The 2,099-nt window shown below is 39.3% G+C and carries 1 protein-coding gene; it reads left to right on the top strand.

Going from position 1 to position 2,099, the window contains the following annotated elements; all coding sequences use genetic code 11:
- The first annotated feature begins 705 nt into the window (after positions 1 to 705).
- Complete coding sequence (locus ACFOGI_RS14365; RefSeq protein WP_390274002.1) at positions 706 to 2,007, top strand: S8 family peptidase; 1,302 nt, start codon at positions 706 to 708, stop codon at positions 2,005 to 2,007.
- The last annotated feature ends 92 nt before the right edge of the window (positions 2,008 to 2,099 follow it).

The following is a 2,099-nucleotide window of genomic DNA, read 5'->3' on the forward strand; positions in this document are numbered from 1 at the left end:
AAAAACGAGTTGTTTCTTCTTGACATACTGGTTGTTTTGTTCAGTTTTCAAAGAGCAAATTGTTTCAGTCGTTTTTGAAGCGACCTAATTAATATATCACAACGAGAAGTTTGTGTCAACAACTTTTTTTAATTCGTTGTTTGCGTCTTTTCTCTTCCCGGTTCGCCTTTCTTTATGGCGACTCTATTAATATATCACATACCGTATTCAGCGTCAACTGTTTATTTGAAGCCTCAAGAAGACAAAGTGAATCAATAGAAAGCAAATCATCTGTGCGTTCTATTCTATTTTGCCCGCTCCGTCAGGAACGTTTTTTCAAGGGCAAAAACAATAATACAACTATCTGCCTATGAAGTCAATGGAAGAAGTACGGAAATAATCTCCAACAGTATAGCTGGTTTCTGTTATTGTTCCTCTCTTATATACAAAGAAAAAGGGGAATGTGCATCTACCGTTATGATAAAGTTTGTTTCTTGTATATGTTGTACTTTTTCTGTCCATTGCATACGCGAATATAATAAATTGCAAATAATGCTGATACCCCTGATGAACTTTAATCAAAGTTGAATTTCTTTGTTCTCAACACTTTAATAGAACTTTATTAATTACAAATTAGTTCTGATGGTTCATTGCTGAAAAACAAAAGGATTGGTATGCTGAATTTATAAAATTTTAAAACTATTATTTTAAAGGAGGGAAAGGCCTATGAATAGGCGACTTGGTCCATGGTTTGAACATACCGGCCGAAAACTTGATCCAGGGTTAATTGAGCAGTTAAGAAACAACCGGAAAACAGATCCACTAGAAACGAGCAATCACGAAATTCCGGTAATTGTTCATTTTAAAAAAGAATATGAACAAGCAGCGAAAAATAATATCCTCCAAACTTGTAATAAAGTCTCCCACAATAAGCTTGATAAAGAATTTCGGTTAATTAACGGTATGCAGGGCTACTTAACACCAGCAATGATAAAACAAATTAAAGATGACGACTCTGTAGAACGTATATTCTATGACCGGAGAGTATCTGCATTCCTAGACATCGCCTCCCATCATACCGGCGCGAGCCAAGTTAAGGAACAGCTGCAATTAACTGGAAAAGACGTAACGATTGCAGTCATTGATACAGGAATCTATCCGCATGAAGATTTGACGAATCCTGTTAATAGAATTATAGCCTTTAAAGACCTTGTTGCAGGTAAGGAAGATCCATATGATGACAATGGCCATGGTACACATTGTGCTGGAGATGCAGCCGGCAATGGTTATTTATCAGAAGGAGAATATATCTCTCCGGCTCCGGAAGCATCTATTATCGGTATAAAAGCTTTAGATAGTGACGGCGGAGGCAGACTCTCGACCATTATGGAAGGAATTGAATGGTGTATCGAGCATAAAAAAGAATACAATATACGAATTATATCCCTATCGCTTGGGGCGCCTGCTTATGAATCCTTTCGCGACGACCCATTGTCACTGACTGTTCAGGAAGCTTGGCATCAAGGAATTGTAGTATGTGCAGCAGCAGGAAACAGTGGTCCACAATCCTCAACGATCAGCACCCCTGCCATTAACCCATTCGTCTTAACTGTAGGATCTGCAGATGACAATGACACCTTGAAAAGAGAAGATGATTCTATCGCTGAATACTCCAGTCGTGGCCCTACAATTGATTCATTCATCAAACCGGATGTATATTCTCCGGGAAGCAACATTATTTCTCTTTTGGCACCTGATTCAGCTGTGGAGAAACAACTTCCAGAGCAAATAATTAATAAGGGTTATATTCAAATGTCAGGTACATCAATGGCCACACCTATTTGCGCAGGCATAATTGCTTTAATGCTGGAAGTTAACCCACACCTCAGTCCAAATGATATTAAAAGTATCCTTCAGTCGACAGCACGCCCAATGCTTAACGATACTTGGGGATACATCGATGCTGTCGGCGCAGTAAATATGGCAGAGAACTATCAGAGTTGGAGAAAAGAAGTTACAAGGAGCTAATACGATATATCCAACCATGCCCTAGTACACAAAAAACCCCGGGAAGTGAATGATCACTTCCCGGGGTTTCGGTTGCCTGGCAGCGTCCTACT

This window comes from Virgibacillus xinjiangensis (assembly GCF_042643145.1).
GTDB classification, from domain to species: domain Bacteria; phylum Bacillota; class Bacilli; order Bacillales; family Amphibacillaceae; genus Virgibacillus_O; species Virgibacillus_O xinjiangensis.